The 16,994-nt window shown below is 40.3% G+C and carries 13 protein-coding genes; 6 read left to right on the top strand and 7 right to left on the bottom strand.

All coding sequences use genetic code 11. The features are described from left to right. Window positions 1-111: 111 nt before the first annotated feature. From MJ595_RS18090 to MJ595_RS18070, 5 genes are all read right to left on the bottom strand, one after another. Entirely contained in the window at window positions 112-4,182 is a 4,071-nt protein-coding gene (locus tag MJ595_RS18090; protein ID WP_263079448.1) for a hypothetical protein, read from the bottom strand. Window positions 4,183-4,698: 516 nt separating this feature from the next. Continuing rightward, a complete protein-coding gene (locus MJ595_RS18085) occupies window positions 4,699-6,252 on the bottom strand; it encodes a hypothetical protein (protein WP_263079447.1) in 1,554 nt (517 codons plus the stop codon). Between the two features lie 130 nt (window positions 6,253-6,382). Next, window positions 6,383-7,180 carry an enoyl-ACP reductase gene (locus tag MJ595_RS18080; RefSeq protein ID WP_263079445.1) on the bottom strand — a complete coding sequence of 266 codons (798 nt, stop codon included), beginning with the start codon at window positions 7,178-7,180 and terminating at the stop codon, window positions 6,383-6,385. Window positions 7,181-7,315: 135 nt separating this feature from the next. Then, window positions 7,316-7,867 carry a hypothetical protein gene (locus MJ595_RS18075; RefSeq protein ID WP_263079444.1) on the bottom strand — a complete coding sequence of 184 codons (552 nt, stop codon included), beginning with the start codon at window positions 7,865-7,867 and terminating at the stop codon, window positions 7,316-7,318. A 100-nt stretch (window positions 7,868-7,967) separates the two neighbouring features. After that, window positions 7,968-8,681 carry a hypothetical protein gene (locus MJ595_RS18070; protein WP_263079442.1) on the bottom strand — a complete coding sequence of 238 codons (714 nt, stop codon included), beginning with the start codon at window positions 8,679-8,681 and terminating at the stop codon, window positions 7,968-7,970. A gap of 155 nt (window positions 8,682-8,836) precedes the next feature. Between MJ595_RS18070 and MJ595_RS18065 the strand changes: the two genes are divergently transcribed. The 3 genes from MJ595_RS18065 to MJ595_RS18055 all read left to right on the top strand — a co-directional run bounded on the left by MJ595_RS18065 (window position 8,837) and on the right by MJ595_RS18055 (window position 12,219). Continuing rightward, window positions 8,837-11,044, top strand: a complete 2,208-nt coding sequence (locus MJ595_RS18065; protein WP_263079441.1) for a TonB-dependent receptor — start codon at window positions 8,837-8,839, stop codon at window positions 11,042-11,044. A 13-nt stretch (window positions 11,045-11,057) separates the two neighbouring features. Continuing rightward, window positions 11,058-11,585, top strand: a complete 528-nt coding sequence (locus MJ595_RS18060; protein WP_263079440.1) for a YfiR family protein — start codon at window positions 11,058-11,060, stop codon at window positions 11,583-11,585. Window positions 11,586-11,676: 91 nt separating this feature from the next. Then, window positions 11,677-12,219, top strand: coding sequence for a YaeQ family protein (locus tag MJ595_RS18055; RefSeq protein WP_263079439.1), 543 nt, complete (start codon window positions 11,677-11,679; stop codon window positions 12,217-12,219). 44 nt (window positions 12,220-12,263) lie between these two features. On the opposite strand, the gene MJ595_RS18050 is transcribed toward MJ595_RS18055, so the two are convergent. Continuing rightward, window positions 12,264-12,917, bottom strand: coding sequence for a ChrR family anti-sigma-E factor (locus MJ595_RS18050; RefSeq protein ID WP_263079438.1), 654 nt, complete (start codon window positions 12,915-12,917; stop codon window positions 12,264-12,266). Further along, window positions 12,914-13,468 carry a sigma-70 family RNA polymerase sigma factor gene (locus tag MJ595_RS18045; RefSeq protein ID WP_263079436.1) on the bottom strand — a complete coding sequence of 185 codons (555 nt, stop codon included), beginning with the start codon at window positions 13,466-13,468 and terminating at the stop codon, window positions 12,914-12,916. The genes MJ595_RS18050 and MJ595_RS18045 overlap by 4 nt, the downstream gene beginning before the upstream one ends. A 160-nt stretch (window positions 13,469-13,628) precedes the next feature. Between MJ595_RS18045 and MJ595_RS18040 the strand changes: the two genes are divergently transcribed. Genes MJ595_RS18040 through MJ595_RS18030 form a run of 3 tightly spaced genes read left to right on the top strand, consistent with a single transcriptional unit; the run spans window position 13,629 to window position 16,991 of the window. After that, a complete protein-coding gene (locus tag MJ595_RS18040; protein WP_263079435.1) occupies window positions 13,629-14,957 on the top strand; it encodes an FAD-dependent oxidoreductase in 1,329 nt (442 codons plus the stop codon). After that, a complete protein-coding gene (locus MJ595_RS18035; protein WP_263079434.1) occupies window positions 14,954-15,736 on the top strand; it encodes a DUF1365 domain-containing protein in 783 nt (260 codons plus the stop codon). The genes MJ595_RS18040 and MJ595_RS18035 overlap by 4 nt, the downstream gene beginning before the upstream one ends. Window positions 15,737-15,770: 34 nt before the next feature. After that, a complete protein-coding gene (locus MJ595_RS18030) occupies window positions 15,771-16,991 on the top strand; it encodes a cyclopropane-fatty-acyl-phospholipid synthase family protein (protein WP_263079432.1) in 1,221 nt (406 codons plus the stop codon). Window positions 16,992-16,994: the final 3 nt, after the last annotated feature.

The raw sequence follows: 16,994 nt of genomic DNA, 5'->3' as shown, positions 1-16,994 counted from the left end.
GCAACAACGCAATAATCAAGAATAATACCGAATCTGAAAAAACGTTTGGATGTATTTTTGCACACAATTTTTAAAATATAACCAAACGTTCATGTCATACTAACTCTAAAGTTAAGCATGAATAAGATAGTCGATATTATTATTTACATTAAATTCTCTTTTTAATTTGAGTAGTTCAATAAAGTTAATTATTTCAGTTTCAGTGAGCTCTGATTTAGAATGTTTTTTAATAATAGCGTTACCTTCTTTTACTATTCTATTTAAGTGCTTTGCTTTTGTCTCAATAAGAAGAAGTTTTTTTGTTGATGATAATATTTCATTAATTTCATATTCATTAAAATAGGGCATTGCATTAAATATGGCTTCAAAATCAGAACGTCCGTAAAGTTGTAGTAGAGAGCTAAATTGTAGTTTTTGATCAATCTCAGCTATTGAGCGAGATAAAGCGTCTGTTTCAAGGTTTTTTTCAGAAGGGGAAGCATTTAACATATCGTAAATTCTTTCTTTTAGGGTTTTAGCTTGTTCTTTTAGTGAGTTTTCCTGGTTTAAATATTTGGATAGTAGTGAGTCAAGGGCAGATATTTTACTTATAGATGAGTGCGTACTGGATGATTCTTGCTTGATTAGTGATGTTATTTTAATTAAATATTGTTTTGTATATTTTTCATTAACGGATAGTCCTTCATACCTTATAAGCTGTTCAATATCTCCTTCAGAGAATTTTTTAACTGTATAAGTGTTGAATAAATTTGAAATCTCTTTTTCTGTAAGAACGGGATTATCTAATAAAAGTTCTTTGTCCTTGCTTTTTAGTTTTGGTGGGGTATAGCTTGAGTTGAAATTAGGATTTTTGACTTTGCTCCATAAGGGCCTTACCCAAGTATCAGTATATTCTATTGTTGTGCTTTTGGATGGCTTAGTTTCCTCATGCTCAGACTGGGCAGTTGTTTCTAAGTAAATATTTTCGTAAGAAGATTTAAGTGACCTTTTGAAAAATCTTATTCGATGTTTTAGACCTGTTTTTTCTTCATCATCATGAATTGATTTTAACATATCGCTTGAAGGTATTCCATCTTTGTCATCTGAATAAATAATTAGTTTGATTAATTTTCCTAGTTCTGGATCAATTATATCTTCAATAAATTCTAAGAACTGAATAAATAGCTGGTCTGCGGGCCTATTTATTTGTAAATCCGGTAGCCAGTTTTGCAAGTTGGTTATTAATTCTTCTTTTTCTTTCTTGTAGCTTTTTTTGTCAAATTGAAGTGCGGTTTCGTAAATCGAATAAAAATTTGAGTAAAAAGATTGTGCGATTTTTGATGAGTGTGACTTTATGTTTCTATCATTGATAAAATCACCATTAAGAAGTTTTATTATGGATTGCTCTAAGTTAAATAAATTTTTTTCGTTATTGCCACTGTGTTTAAATTCAAAATTGACTTTTTGGGTATTAATTTCTTTCTTCCTGTTGTCTGACATAATATCGCTAAAAGCGAATTCTTCAGAGATTGAATTTAAGTTATAGTATTCACCAATATTAAAGTTAACACTGAGCCATTCCTCGTAAATATCCTCTATGAATACTTCATCTTCAGGATCATTAATTTTTCTATTAAATGTTTCAATGATATTGCTAATTTCATAATTAAAGAATAAACTGTTCATTTTTAGTATGGCATAAGCTTGTACTTTGATAGCGAGTGCATTAGGAGAGGAGTCGTTAACAGATAATATCCAAACTATTTCTTCTTTTTGTTCGTCTGAAAGTTCGGATAGGCTTGAGCTGAATAATTTCATTATTCTTAGTGATTGGAAGTAGTCTCTATTTAATAAATGTAAGTACGAGAGATAGAATCTGCCGTTTTTGTGAGGGATGATGTGGTTTTGTTTGATGTCAAAAATATGATAATTATACTTATTTTTATTTTTTCTATCTTTTATATCGGATAAATTTCTATCAAGTTTAAATTCATGATCAAATAAATTATCTTTTTTTAGATAATATCTTGGTATTATTATTGATGGACCACCAGAATCGCTATTTTTTAATTCAGTAAAGTAGTTTATTTTATTAAGTTTTATAGGTGTTTGATTAAAGTTTAAATGATAGTTTCTTTTATCTAGTTTTAATTGATTTTTCTCATCAAGTTTAAATGTTACATCTAGGTTTGGGAAATCTATTTTGTGTATTTTATCACTATTGTCTCCCCAGATAAAACTTAAGTCAGGATCTAAGGTTACTCCTTTTATGTATTGATTTTGCCATAAATAAATATTTTCATTATTTGGGTTTGTTAATATATTTGGGCTTTTATTATTAGTTTTATTTATTTTGATATAAGGTTGATTTTTTTTGTTTGTAATATATATCGTTTCTTCTGTTTGTGTCAGCCAAGCATTAAAGTGATCATGGTTAGCTAAGCGACTATCGTTAATTTCATTTTTATTAATTAATTGCCCCCACTGATTATTTATTTTAGTTTGGATGATTAGTCCATCGCTATTAAGAGTTATGCGATATTTGTTTGAGTATTTGTCAAATAAAATATACGTGTTTCCAATGCTTTTTTCTACTATATTTTGGTCCCACTGAATTATTTTTTTGAAGAGAGGGTGGTTGGATATATCGTTTGGTAGAGTAGTTATTGATTTTGACCCGATTGTAAAATTAAATGTGAAAATATTAATGCTATGGTTTTCAGAAGAATAAATAGGAAATTGGTTTTTCCATGAAGTGTTGCTTATTTCTTTAGTGAAATACTCTCTTGTCTTGTGAAGTGGCAGATTGTCATAAATTATTAATTGTTTTTTTATTGATGGCAATAGTTTTTCATTTAATCCAAGTATTTCATTTTTTTCATGTTTTAAATGTGTAAGTTTTTGTTGTCCGGATGTTATGTTAAGGTAAATGTTGGCGATAATATACCAGCTTAAAGTTTCTACTGTCCATGCTGTATTGTTATAGGAGAAAGTCTGTAAGTATGTAAGAAATAATCTGGTTTTAATGGTTTGTTTGTTATTTATATTACTGTTTAATGGTGAGATAAGGTTGATAATTTCTTTTCTTGAGTTTAAAAATAGTGACTTTTTTTCTGGTACTTTTATTGATACTATTTCTTTCATTAAAAAATTTATTCTCAGTAGAAAAGATGATATGTTATAATCAATTCCTTTATATATCATGTATTGTGATTTTATCAGTCTTGCAATTTGGTTAATTGTTTTTTTTGATTGAGTTATTAATTGTAGCAGTTCTGGTTGAAGAATAAGTTGCTCAAATGTTATTTGATGTTCTCTTTCTTTTAGTAGGTATGGGTTTGTACTGTAATAAGAAATAGCTTCTTGTATCTGTTTCTCTTCTTTGCTGAGTATATGCTGGAGGTGTCTTTGTTCCTCTAAAGTAAATTTACCGTTTTCTTTATCTGTAAAAGCATAATTAAAATATTTATCTTTGGTTTTAGTAAGTCTTTTGTACTCTATATCTCTAAAATAATATATATTGGGTTGAGTTAGTATGTTTTTAAAAAATGTTATTCCAGCCTCTTGTTCTGAAAAGCTGGGTTGACTATCATCATTTATTAATATACCCATTTCGATATTGTCTATTCCAAATACGAATTTTTTTAACTGAAGGTATTTGAAAGAATGGTTTTTTTTAAGTTCAACGTTGTAATTTATACCTGCTTGTTTATTGAGATGTTTTCTTATATTGGAGTTGGAAAAAATATGGCCAGAAAGAAATGTTTTTGTTAATGAATAAATATTTCTGGCTGCATAATAGAATAGGGGTATTTTATTACTTGTGTTTGATTTATATTTTGTGTTGTTGGTTAACATGGAAAGGGCAATATCAATGTCGTTGGCGTCTTCATTAAAATCTAGGTAGCTATTTTCATTTTTGACAGATTCCTGGTATTGAAGAAGGAAGTTTATTTCCTCTGCTCGCCATTTATGATTTGCATCAGGAATCATGTTTTCATTTACATGGGTGTTATCTATTATAGCGTTGGTGGCATCTGTGTCTGTAGGGTAATACGTCAGTATCTCTATTGTTGAGTTATATATTATTGATTCAATTGAAGTTTTTTCGTCAGGAAAGAAAGTCGGGACTGGTCTGTAGTGTTTCATCCAATAGTTAAATTGTTCATCCCATAGTTCTTGAGTGTTTTTTGATCTTGTCAATAAAATGTTAAACTTTTTGAATACTTGTGAAATTTTATTTATTTTTAAATTAAATTTTTTTCCTTTGATTTCTGTGACTGCTGTTTTTTGGGAGAAATTATTTAATATATTTTCTGTTATGGAATATAATCTTAGTTGCGTGAAAATATCCTCCGCCGTTAATAAATAATCATGGTAATTGATACTGGATTGTATGGCCCAGAAATATTCTAAGCTAAGAGAGCTTAGTAAATTTATGAGTGTATCTATTTTTTCAGTATTTTTATTATTGTTTTTAAAATAGGTGCTCCAGAAACAGTTATCGGACTGGCAGCTTAGGGGGATTTTTTTTATTAGTAGCCGAATGGCTTGTATTGCCTCCAGGCCGTAATGTAACTCTGGGTTGTATATTGTACTGTTGTCTAGTTGCCATTCATTTAGTATGGAAACTACTTTGTTTATAGTAGGTATAATATTTTCATTTGTAGGGTTCCAAAAATCTATGATTTCATATAAATGACCCGTTTCTTTTAATTTTTAAAAAATATTTTTTTCTTGTTGATCATTGTTAAATAAATATTTTGTGTTCCATATTTTTTTTGTGCCCTGTATTGAAGGGGTTGTATTGAATTTTTTTATGAAAGAAGGTTGTAGGTTGAGGCCTTTTTTATATAAATCAATATTTTTTAGGGAAATATTTAGGAGGTTGGTTGTTTTTTTTATAAGCCCATAGTCACTCATTCCTTCATTTTTTCTCTTTGATATGTTTTCAATATAATGTTGAGAAGAGGTGGCGAATAGATCAATGTTTTTTATAAGTTGTTTTTGAGGTTTTTCCAGGATGTTTTTTAAATAGCTGATTGCGCCTGATTTTTTATTATTTATTTCCTTGCTTATTTGATTTGAAAAATAATGGATAAAAATGGCATTTATCCATTGTTCTAATAGTATCGATTGTTGTCTTATTCTTGGGTTTTCAGAGAATTGTTGTTTTGCCCAAAATTGTTGTTGCAAAGGTAGGGTGTAATATCCGCAAGTTCCTGATTTTTGATAGGTTTCCATATCTTGAAGAGTTACTTTATTTGTACAACGTGAAGCGGATAGGTAGTATTCAAGGCTTTTTTGAATATTTTCTGAGTAATTGGCTTTTGTATTTTTTGAACTGTGATAAATATCATAAATATTTTTTAGGAAAAAGAATTCTACAAGCCTTTCTTTTTCAATATTCTTGAACTCGGTATAAGGAAGTGCTGGAATAAAACCAACATTTTGATCGTTAGAGATATTATAATCTGATCCTCCTCCAAGATTAAAAACTCTAAATGTAAATGTCTTATTTTTTTCTTTTGTTATCATATAGGTGATACTATGGCTATACCATCCTGATCTAAAGAAAAATGATGGATTTGTGCCTGATAAGTTTTCTGTGGCATTGTTAAATGCATTGAAAAATGAGTTAAAAGAACCTTGTAATGCTTTACCTACAGTAATAGCTGTATCAGTTTGAGATATCAGTTGATCAAGGTAATCTAACGGTAAGTCTGGTGGAGTCTCTGCTAGCCTTTCTTTAGTCAGACATTCTACTGGTTCATTTTTAGGAATGAATTTGTAGTTTGTAAAAAGGGTTCTTATTTTTATTAATATCTCTCTTCTTATTTCTAAGAAATCTTCACCTCGGGGAGAAGATCCTTCTAAATCCAAACTTTTACCAAGTATGTCACCTACTAAATGCAATAATACAGTGGAGGCATTCATACTACTATATTTTATAATTCTGTTAAACTCTTTTATTGATGTGGTGCTGATCTCAAGTATTTCTGAACTTCGACAGTAAGAGAGTTCTCTTTTTAATTCATGTGTCAGATCTGCCGTAGGGTAATTATTTAATATTGATTTAATATGATTTACCTGTTCTTCATTCCAGCAGCTAAGTTTTCCCTGGTTATTGGCGTAAATAATTTCATCTACAATTTTGCTGATTTCAATGCTGTTATCAACAACCAGGGAATTACAATCTTTGGCGAAAGTATTGGGTAAGTTGATAGCTGTCGTCAATATAATGGCGGTTATTAATTTGTTTTTAAATGGCAAAGCAATATCCCTTTGGCTTTTTTTAATATTATTTATATTATTGTAATAAATTTTATGTTTTATGGAATTTGTTTAATAAATAAAAAAACCGCTAATAAGCGGTTTTTTTTTAAAATCATGTGTTTGGACGTTAGGCTGATTCCAGTGATCCCATTGCGGTAATGTTAAAGCCACAGTCAACATGGGTGATTTCACCAGTAATTCCTGATGCCAGGTCAGAACAGAGAAATGCGGCAACATTGCCAACTTCATGCTGGGTTACATTACGGCGCAGGGGAGCTCTCTGCTCGTTATGGGAAAGCATCTTACGGAAGCTGCCAATACCGGAAGCCGCCAGAGTTCTGATAGGACCGGCAGAAATACCGTTTACCCGGATACCCTGTGGTCCCATGCTGGTTGCCAGATAGCGAACACTGGCCTCCAGGCTGGCTTTTGCCAGACCCATAACATTGTAGTTTGGCATGGTGCGCTCGGCGCCCAGATAAGACAGGGTCAGCAGTGAACCGTTACGGCCTTCCAGCATCGCAGCACCGGCCTTGGCCAGGGCAATAAAACTATAGGTGCTGATGTCATGGGCAATCTTGAAGCCTTCACGGGTCGTTACCTGGTGGAAGTCTCCGCTCAGCTGATCGCCCGGGGCAAAGCCTACAGAATGTATGATAATATCCAGTCCATCCCAGTGCTGACCAAGCTTGGCAAAAACCGCTTCAATATCGTCGTCATTGGCTACATCGCAGGGGAAGCATAAGTCTGCTGATGACCCCCAGCCCTCTGCGAACTTCTCAACCCGGGGCTTGAGTTTTTCATTTTGGTAGGTAAAAGCCAACTCGGCTCCTTCACGGTGCATTGCCTCGGCAATGCCGGCAGCGATAGAGAGCTTGCTTGCAACGCCAACAATAAGTACACGTTTGCCGCTCAGAAATCCCATAGATTCTGTTCCTTAATACTGTAGCAATGGAGCCAGTATAATCTATGGCTCTGCGTAATTCGATATAAGCCCTGTTGCGGTTTGTAAGTGCAGTGTATAACGTTGGCACATAACCTTCTGTCAACCATCAAGCCGCTAATCGTCCATCAGCCAGTCACCGGGCATCCAGAACTGGTCAATATCCATGGACAGTACAGGATATGAACCCTGTTTTTCCATATCATGCCCTTCCTGAAATATTTCGCGGCATTCTGGCTGTAGTATGGGACCGGTGAGTTTCAGGCTATTGCGGAATGCGGCCGGGAAATGCCCGAGGTAATCGCTAAAGGGTAATCCCGGATCATCAGGCCAACTGGCTTTGATATCATCACGGGTAGCGCCATAAACGATTTCACTGATTCTTATACCCTGCAAGCTGGCCCAGTAAATGGCCAGCAGGCTGCCATTATCCGGTTCGCAGGTGGTTATCAGGGTTAAGTGCTGGTTGTCATCAGAATGAAAATTACCGGCCAGCATATGGAGTGCAAGCCCTTCAGCAGAGTATAGAGGGCTTATATGCATGGCATTGCAGCTGGTTACCAGAATCTGCTTGCAGGGATCCAGTATACAGGCTGTAAAGGGAAGAACGGGGTTGGTGTTGATCCCCATTTCAATGAGCTCGCCCATGATTTCAGTATGGTCAACCATGCTGGTGCTCCCTGGATTCTCTGGAGTGGATACAGCAGTGACTATAGTTGAGAGCGGGCGTTTTTGCTGGTGTTCTTGAGGAAATTTTACCGCAGTGGCTTTATTGGAATGGCAACGGATAATTTTTTTTGAGTAGCCCTTGCAAGTACTCAAGCCATACACAAAAAGCAAACAGGGTCAGCGCAATGGGCAGGCCGTTGATATGGCCTTGTTGCCACTGGAGGATCGTATTAGTCAGGCTGCTGGTCACCAGAAGCCCAACCGTGGCAAGGGCCAGCCAGTTACTTCGCCGTCCCCGGGGAGAGGTAAAATCCCGTTCTTTTATAAGCAGCACAATGGAAAACCCCGCCATACCGATGGCTTCCAGCCAGTTCACCAGGTGCTCGGGCCCATATTGATAAATAAACAGCAGAGACAGTATGGTTACTTGAATAATGGCACCTAATTGCCAGTTAAATCTGTTGAGTCCACTAAATTGCAAGCTGTTCTGAAAGAAGGCCTTTAATGCCCCGATAAGGAAAATAATAGTCACCCAGGCATAGTGCCATTCATGGTGTCTGACTCCTTGATAAATAAAAATCAGGGTAAAGGTGCTGCAGGCCAGCAGATGATAGTAGCCGGATTTTTTTGGGTTGTTTTCCTGCCAGGCCATGGTCATAAGAATCATGCAGAAATCGGCAAAGCTATAGACAATAAATAACAGCAGAACCTCAATGGGATCGCCCTTTTCAAACAGATTGATTAAAACAAGGGCAAGGATAAAGCAGAGAAAAAGCCACCATTTTTGTCGGATAAATTTAAGAAAGGTAAGCATTGTTGAGGATCTGTATCATTGGTCATTGAATGAGTTCATCAATATAGACGGTTTTTGGTTCGGGCCTGAACCTGATTTAAAGTTGACTGATACAGATCTAATGCATATCGCCGATAAGAATTGCTGGATGGGATACTCGAACCGGCGATAGGGCTATGATTAAAAGGATTTTATACTCAAACAGCATCGTTATTCTGCTAATGACAGCAATTTCCTGCTTTGTCTTTGTTGGTTCACAGGTAAAAGCCTCTGAGGGTGATAGCCTGGGCAGTACGGTGGAATTACTGGATTTTAGTCTTCAGGAACTGATGGTGTTACAGGTCACTTCAGTGTCCAGGAGAAGCCAGAGACAGTTTGATGCGGCAGCAGCGGTTTATACAATAACCCGTGATGATATTCAGGATATGGGCATTACTTCCATTCCTGACGCCTTACGGATGGTGCCGGGAATGCAGGTGGCCCGCCTTAATGGCAATACCTGGTCCGCCAGTGCCCGGGGGTTTAATTATGTTTTTGCCAATAAAGTATTGGTGTTGATTGATGGTCGTACCGTTTATTCATCGCTTTTTTCCGGGGTGAACTGGGATGTTCAGAATGTGGTCTTGGAAGACATCGACCGGATTGAGGTGATTCGGGGACCAGGTGCCGCACTTTGGGGAGCCAATGCCGTTAACGGTGTTATTAATATTATTACGCGACATTCAGAAGATACCCAGGGTGGTTTAGTCAGTGCCAGCGTGGGTACAGAAGAACGGGTTACCGGACTTGTCCGCTATGGGGGGGAGTTAAGTGACGAGTCATTTTATCGGGTATTTGTCCGGGGCTTTGACCGGGATGCCCAGGTCAAGGTGCCCTCGGGGCGTTCGGCGAATGATAACTGGCATATGAGCCAGGCGGGTTTTCGCTTTGATTACTACCTGTCAGATCAGGATGAGTTGACTTTACAGGGTGGGGTTTACCAGGGAACCACCAAACCACCCTATTATGTCTATAACCTTAATCAACACGCTTTCGAGGCCAGGGATAAGGTTGACCGGGATCAGAATGGTGGCAATGTTATTGCCCGTTATAAACAGTCACTGGGTGATGGTGAGTTAATACTGAAAAGCTACTATGAAAAATATCTGAATGATGACCTTAGACTGAAAGAGGGTCGTGAAACCTGGGATCTGGAGTTTCAGCATAGCTTCCCCTGGTGGGATACTCACCATTTTATCTGGGGCGGCAACTACCGTGTTGACTGGTATAACCTGGACGATAGGGATAAGCGGTTTATTTCAATAGAAGACAGAAAGTTTAATGAAGAACTCTATAGTGTTTTTGCACAAGACTCATTTAAGTTAAGGCCTGACCTGGATATTACCCTGAGCGCCCGGATGGAAAATAACCGGGTAACAGGAAACGAATTTCAACCCAATATGCGGTTCGCCTGGACTCCGAATCGTGAAACAACGGTTTGGGGGGCGGTTTCAAAAGCGGTAAAAACCCCGGCTTTATCAGAAACCAGCTTGACCATTACTAATATCAGTTATTTGGGAAAAACAGATGAAACCGGCAATGGTGGTCTATTTTATGGCATACCATCCATGTTCAGCGTATCAGGCAATCCGAAGCTGGATTCTGAAAAACTGACGGCTTTTGATTTTGGCATCCGTAAGCAGATTAATCCCGATTTGAGTGTTGATCTTGCGGGCTATCTGAATTTTTATAAGGATGTCACCAGTTATGAAGAGTCAGATGCTTGCGTAACACCGGGTTTTGAAACTTATCCGCTGTCTCGGTCTGAGGCTCTTGAACTACTGATTTGTGACGATCCTGCTATTCGTACTTATGTTAGTGATGGAAATGGTGGATTTGTACCCAGGGCTGGTGTGGTTGCCTTCCCTACATCCCTGACTAATGGGCTTAAAGTCTTTACTCATGGCCTGGAGCTTGCCCTGGACTGGAAGGTAAGGGACTGGTGGCGGTTGCGGCTTAACTATTCCTATATTAATGTTGATGCAGATAGCAGTAACAAAGATGGGTATGGTGAGGCCAATGAAGATATAGTGGAAGGTATTGCTGCAAAGCATACCGCAAATCTGCTTTCGTCGTTTAAATTACCTGAGCAGTGGACGCTTAACATCTGGCTGCGCTATATCAGTAAATTGCACCTTGATCCCCATTATGAAGTGAATAACATCAAGGCCAATACCAATGCGGATATTAAACTTTCAAAAGAAATCAGGCCAGGGCTGGAATTTTCTATAGTTGGTCAGAATTTATTGGATAGCCAGCAGCAGCAGTTTTATGAGGTGTTTACCGGGCAGATGCAAACGGAAGTACAGCGCTCTGTTTATGTTAACGTTCATTGGGCGTTTTAATATGGGGGTGACTATGAAAGCAGCCATCCTCCTTTTGAGCAGGGTGATAGGGGTTTTATTGTTGGTGGGAAGCGGGGTTTCCTATGGTGCCAATGAAGATATTACCAAGGTTAAAGCCGCTATCCTTTTTAAGCTCACGTACTTTGTTCATTGGCCTGAAGGCAAAATATCCGACAACATACTGGACCTGTGTGTTTTGGAGGATGACAGTCTATATAAAGAGTTAAAAACCACTGAGGGAAAAAAGTCGAAAGGCTTTCAAATAAGGGTGCCAGATCCGGTAAGACTGAAAAATTCTATTGCTGATTGCGAAATGCTTTATCTGGGGACAGGTAGTGTGCAAACTACTAAAAATGAAGCTGGTGGCCAACCGGTATTAATGGTGAGTGATCAGTCTGAGTTTGCCAAAAGCGGGGGAATGATTCAGTTAAGGGAGCGGGGTGGACGATTCCGTTTCATTATCAACCTGAAAGCAGCTAAACGTTCAGGACTGGACATCAGTTCACAGCTGCTGGGGATGGCTCAGAAGGTTATCAAGTAGCAGGGACTGTTGACCAGTCAACATTCAAAGTCCCTGGTATTTCCATCGTATCCCGTTACACTGTGCCTTTTTTTGAAGTAGAGTCCAGTCAATGGCCCTGAAGGCGACTATTCTTAAAGCTGAGCTGCATATTGCAGATATGGAGCGTCACTATTATAACTCCCATAACCTGACTATCGCCCGTCACCCCTCTGAGAATGATGAGAGAATGATGCTTCGCATTCTGGTGTTTGCCCTGCATGCAGATGAGCATTTGACCTTTACTAAAGGTATCAGTACAGACGATGAGCCGGATATCTGGCGAAAGAATTTAAGCGGGGAAATTGAGCTGTGGATTGAGCTGGGGCAACCGGATGAGAAGCGCATAAGGCGAGCCTGTGGTCGTGCCAAGCAGGTTTTGATCTACAACTATGGTGGGCGTCAGGCAGATATTTGGTGGCAACAGAGCCAGACTTCACTTAAACGGTTTCGTAATTTAACAGTGGTTAATATTCCCTATCAGGCCAGTAGCCAACTTCGTGATATGGCGGCAAAGGCTATGCAGTTGCAATGCACCATTCAGGATGGACAGGTGCTAATGACAGATGATCAGCACAGTATTGATATTGAGCTTGAAAAACGGGAGTTAATGTGAGAGGCAGATTTTCAAGACTGCTTATAAAATCGGAAGAATAGGTTCTAAATTCCAAAAAAAGGCTGTAAAAGTCTGGGAACCCAATTTACAAAACGAAGGGGGGCATCTGTGGCAATCAGACAGATACATTCCTGGTGGCTATCCACCACAGGCTGGTGTTGTATATCGGAACCCAGATCAGCAATATCACCTGAGCTATAGTGACCTGTTTCATCCGTGTAAGACCCTCGCAGCACCATCGTCAGTTCTGATCCCGTATGACCATGAACCGGCATACAGGTGCCTGGCGCAATTTTTAGCAGTCTCAGGCGGTCATCAGAATGGCTGATGATATATTGTTTCATCCCCGGTGCCATGCTTTTCCAGTTCAGTTGATCAAGCTGCTTTGACTTTAACAATTTTTGTAAGAGCGCCGGGCTTTCCCCTATGGGTTGCGATGTTTTTTTGATGGTCAGCGTTTGTATATTGTCCAGCTGATCCAGTTTTTGTAAAAGAGCATCTTTTGCTTTGTCAGACACTGGAACAGGTTCAATGTCATTCAGGAGCAAGCTGCCTATTTGTTCTGCCTCAGAAACCTGTTGCTGACATTGGCCACAGACAGATAGATGACATGCCACCACGGTAGCCAGTGCCTCAGGAAGGCTGCCGGCAGCATAACTGATCAAGGTGCTTATATCCGGATGATGATGCAGGCTCACGACTCACCTCCCATGTAACTGCGTAATTTCCTGAATGCCAGCCGAAGCCCCGATTTGACACTTCCCAGGGGGATATCAAGATCGTTGGCGATTTCCCGGTGGCTTTTTCCCTCATAATAGGCTTTAAAGACCAGCTGGGTCTGATTGGCGGGCAATGAGTCCAAAGCCGCTTTCAGTTGTTTCTGGTCAGCGTGGTATTCAGGGAGATCCACTGTTTGCTCAGGGTAAAGGTCAATGGATGCCAATAACTGGGGCTTGTTTTTACGTAAATAATCAATCCACTGGTTTCTGGCGATTCTGAATATCCAGGTTGAGACCGCTGATTGCCCGGGGTCATAACGGTCACAGTTTTTCCAAACGGAAAGCATGGCTTCCTGAAGAATTTCTTCCGATTGCTCCCCTGTGGCACCTTGTTTTATGAGATAATGTTTCAGGCGGGGAGCAAAGTGGTCATAGAGCTTTAGGAACAGCCGTTTGTCACGGTGGCGAGCCAGGTTGACCAGAATACCCTTGAGCTGATCAGTCTGTGGAGAACCGGTGCTATGATTCATTTTATTATTCCAGCGCTGCGTCACCACCATTATAAGTCTTAACTCTTTGTTCTACACAGTTGCGTATACGATTTGAATAATAAAGTGGATCACTATTGATCCGGTTTCACCGATTTATCGTATTAAGTGACAACAACAAAAAGATGGAGCACCTAAAGCGATGCAAAGCCAGCCATTGGAAATTGCTGTCATTGGCTCAGGTATCAGTGGACTTTCTTGTGCCTGGCTATTGTCTACCCGGCATCGGGTCACCCTTTTTGAGAAGGACCATCGCTTTGGTGGGCACAGCCATACCGTAAAGGTAAAAGGCCGGCATGATGATATTTCAGTTGATACCGGTTTTATTGTCTTTAACGAGCGGACTTACCCTAACCTGACCCGGTTTTTTCAACATTTGAACGTTAAAACCCGGGCAACCGATATGTCTTTTGGTGTTTCTTTGGAGGGGGGTAAAACCGAGTATTCCGGAACCGATCTCAACGGTTTATTTGGTCATCGGAAAAATCTGGTGAGTCCTGGCTTCTGGAAAATGCTTTTGGATGTCAGGCGGTTTTATCGGGACAGTCGTCGATGGCTTGAAGAGATGAATGAGTCAGTGACCCTGGGGCAATTATTGGCCGAAAATAGTTTTAGCCAGCGTTTTATCAATGAACACATCATTCCTATGGGGGCGGCTATCTGGTCTACCCCTGCGGAACAGATGCTGGACTATCCTGCCCTGGCATTTTTGCGGTTTTGTCAAAACCATGGGTTGCTCCAGTTAAGCAACCGGCCCCAATGGCGAACGGTGGTCGGTGGCAGTGGGGTTTATGTGGAAAAAATCATTGAGTCCCTGGGCAGTCAGGCACTATGTAATCGCTGCATCAGCAAGGTTAAGCGTTATGACGATGGCGTTGTTGTGTTTGACCGTCAGGGTGATGAGTGGGCTTTTGATCACGTGGTGATGGCCACCCATGCAGATATTACCCTTGAGTTGCTGGATGAACCGGATGAGCAGGAGCAGAGTATTCTTAAAGCGTTTCCCTACCAAAGAAACAAGGCGGTATTACACAGTGATACGCGGTTAATGCCTTGTAGTAACCGGGTCTGGTCCAGCTGGAATTATATGGGCGGGAATAAGGATCAGGGGCCTTCCGTAACTTATTGGATGAATCACCTGCAGCATATTGATGATATTCCTCTTTTTGTTTCCCTGAACCCACTGGTTGAGCCGGAACAGAATAAAATTCATGGCTGTTACCTCTATGATCATCCGGTGTTCACCCGTCATGCCATTGCCGCACAGCAGAAAATATGGGAGTTACAGGGACGTAGAAGAACCTGGTATTGCGGTGCTTATATGGGGCATGGCTTTCATGAGGATGGCTTGCAGGCAGGCTTGGCAACAGCAGAAAAGCTTGGGGAGGTTAAGCGCCCCTGGCGGATAGCGAATGAAAGCTACCGGCTTGCTTTACCGGCTAGAGGCTGGGATACAGGAATGACTCTATGAAACACTCCTGTCTTTATTTGGCATCGGTGATGCATCAGCGAATCAGGCCCCGGCGGCATGGGTTTCGCTATGGAGTGACTTCCTGGCTGGTGGACCTGGATGAGTTAGATGAGTTGGCTGGCCAGCTCAGGTTGTTTTCACGTAACCGGTTTAACCTATTGTCTTTTTATGACAGGGATTATGGTGATAGGTCCGGCAGCGATTTGAAAGCCCAGGTTATTGCACTATTGCAGGATAAAGGGGTTAGTAAGCCTGATCGGGTAAGCCTGCTTTGTTTTCCCAGGGTGTTTGGCTATGTTTTTAACCCCCTTAGTATTTACTTTTGCTATCGACCGGATGGGTCTATTTCTGCCATTCTGCATGAAGTAAGCAACACCTTTGGTGAACGGCATACCTATATCATCCCCTGCAATGGCCATTATCGGGAAAGAGATATTATTCGTCAGCGGGCAGGTAAAGAGATGCATGTCTCCCCCTTTATGGCCATGGACTATCAGTATGGTTTTCGTATTAAGCCCCCGGGAGAGCAATTGCTGGTGGGGATTACCATGGCTGACACCAAAGGGCTTATGTTCAGTGCAGTATTGAAAGGTAACAGGAAACCATTGACCGATTGGGGATTGACTGCCCAGCTGGCAACCATGCCCTTGATGACAGTGAAGATAACGGTTGGCATCCTATGGGAGGCCACCAGGCTCTATATAAAAGGGTTGAAGATCTTTAAGCATAAGCCGGCTAAAAAAGCGGTTAGTTCCAGCTATGGCGTTACGGTGGAATAGCATTTTTTCAACAAGATTCCCTGGGGAGGGAAGAATGGATTCAGCGAATGATCATTTGGTATTGGGCAGTGGTTTAGGTAAATCCAGTGCGTTGTATAAATGGCTATTTCATCGTTTAAAGAAACTACCGTTGACTACATTGGAATTGGTACGTCCAAACGGTCAGGCGGATCGTCTGGGCAAGTCTGTTAAGGGTGTTCCTGTACCCAGAATCAGGATTTATCGGGAGAAGGCTATCCTCAGGGCTATGCATAGTGGCATGCTGGGTTGGGCTGAAGCCTATATGGCGGAAGAATGGGATACACCGGATCTGCTTGCAGTGACTGATTGGGCAATGGCCAATGAACAGGTGTTAGAGGAAAGTTTTTCCGGTGACTTTGTCTCTGCTTTTTTTAACCGGTTAACACATCTTATGAGAGCTAATACTAAAAAGGGCAGCAAAAAAAATATTGCAGCTCACTATGATTTAGGCAATAGCTTTTATCAGCTTTGGCTTGATAAAACCATGACCTACTCCAGTGCCTTATACCGGTCACCCACGGATTCGATTGAACAGGCCCAGAGCAACAAGTATCGGAGAATTATCGAGTTGCTGGATGTTCAGGACCAGCAGCAGGTACTGGAAATAGGCTGTGGTTGGGGAGGTTTTGCCGATGAGCTTACCCGGCTCCATGATATTAGCGGTTATACCGGTATAACGCTGTCAGAACAGCAACTAATGTATGCCCGTGATCGAATGCAGGATAAAAATGACTACTGCCGGTTTCAGTTAAAGGATTATCGGGATCTGTCCGGACAGTATGACCGGATTGCATCCATTGAAATGATAGAAGCGGTGGGTGCTGAAAACTGGCCTGTTTATTTTAAGGGTATTTCCCGCCGGCTTAAAACCGGTGGGGTGGCTGTTGTTCAGGCGATCACCATCGCTGATGACCGTCTTGAAGGGTATCTGAACCGCGCTGACTTTATTCAGAAATATATTTTCCCTGGAGGAGCCCTTCCTTCCCGTGAGGTGATTTGTTCAGAAATCAAAAAGGCCGGGATGGTGTTGCAACACTCTGAAACCTTTGGCCAGGATTATGCCTCCACCCTTGCGGTGTGGCGACATCGATTTAACCGTTCATGGCCTGCTATTGCTGAGCAAGGCTTTGATGAACGATTCAAGCGCATGTGGAATTACTACCTGACCTATTGCCAGACAGGATTTAAGAAGGAAAGTATTAATGTCTGTCTTTTTGTGATTAAGAAAAACTGATCG

This window comes from Endozoicomonas sp. Mp262 (assembly GCF_025643335.1).
Lineage (GTDB): Bacteria > Pseudomonadota > Gammaproteobacteria > Pseudomonadales > Endozoicomonadaceae > Endonucleibacter.
This window is presented reverse-complemented; position numbering and strand designations above follow the sequence as displayed.